The sequence below is a fragment of the Exiguobacterium sp. s146 genome, from assembly GCF_018618415.1.
Taxonomy (GTDB): Bacteria; Bacillota; Bacilli; order Exiguobacteriales; family Exiguobacteriaceae; genus Exiguobacterium.
On sequence record NZ_JACSMA010000013.1, the window covers coordinates 1 to 858 of the forward strand.

Annotated in this window: 6 tRNA genes and 2 rRNA genes; all 8 read left to right on the forward strand. The window is 51.4% G+C overall.

The features are described 5' to 3' along the window. Nucleotides 1–94 (forward strand): 5S ribosomal RNA (gene rrf / locus KNP83_RS14925); the annotation flags it as partial. A gap of 11 nt (nucleotides 95–105) precedes the next feature. Beyond that, a tRNA-Val gene (locus KNP83_RS14930) sits at nucleotides 106–181 on the forward strand. Between the two features lie 8 nt (nucleotides 182–189). Continuing rightward, nucleotides 190–265, forward strand: a tRNA-Thr gene (locus KNP83_RS14935). Between the two features lie 39 nt (nucleotides 266–304). Beyond that, nucleotides 305–391 (forward strand) — tRNA-Leu (locus tag KNP83_RS14940). Nucleotides 392–422: 31 nt separating this feature from the next. Then, a tRNA-Arg gene (locus tag KNP83_RS14945) sits at nucleotides 423–499 on the forward strand. 7 nt (nucleotides 500–506) lie between these two features. Next, a tRNA-Pro gene (locus KNP83_RS14950) sits at nucleotides 507–583 on the forward strand. Between the two features lie 11 nt (nucleotides 584–594). Further along, a tRNA-Ala gene (locus KNP83_RS14955) sits at nucleotides 595–670 on the forward strand. A 106-nt stretch (nucleotides 671–776) separates the two neighbouring features. Next, nucleotides 777–858 (forward strand): 16S ribosomal RNA (locus KNP83_RS14960); the annotation flags it as partial.

Below are 858 nucleotides of genomic sequence, written 5' to 3' on the forward strand. Positions count from 1 at the left end.
CCACACCCGTTCCCATGCCGAACACGGAAGTTAAGCGCTTCAGCGCCGAAAGTAGTTGGGGGTCTCCCCCTGTGAGGATAGGACGCTGCTAGGCATTACATATTTGGAGGATTAGCTCAGCTGGGAGAGCACCTGCCTTACAAGCAGGGGGTCGGCGGTTCGATCCCGTCATCCTCCACCATTACACCTGCCGGTGTAGCTCAGTTGGTAGAGCATCTGACTTGTAATCAGAGGGTCGAGGGTTCGAATCCTTTCGCCGGCACCATTTTTTTCTTAAAATAGTCTACCGCATGAATTATACCTTGCCGGGGTGGCGGAATTGGTAGACGCACAGGACTTAAAATCCTGCGAGGGTTTCCTCGTGCCGGTTCAAGTCCGGCCCTCGGTACCATCTTAATATCCCATGAAAGTTCATTCGTCTCGCACCCTTAGCTCAGCTGGATAGAGCGTTAGACTACGAATCTAAAGGCCGGGAGTTCGAATCTCTCAGGGTGCACCATCTATTTCGGGAAGTAGCTCAGCTTGGTAGAGCACTTGGTTTGGGACCAAGGGGTCGCAGGTTCGAATCCTGTCTTCCCGACCATCATAACTTTTGGGGCCTTAGCTCAGCTGGGAGAGCGCCTGCCTTGCACGCAGGAGGTCAGCGGTTCGATCCCGCTAGGCTCCACCAATTCTTTAAACTGACGAACTTTGAAAACTGAACGATGAGGCAAAAATAAGTTTTATAATTTTTGAATGAAGCGCAAGCTTCGTCATTTTCAAGAGCTACATCAAATTCTTTGGAGAGTTTGATCCTGGCTCAGGACGAACGCTGGCGGCGTGCCTAATACATGCAAGTCGAGCGCAGGAAATCATCCG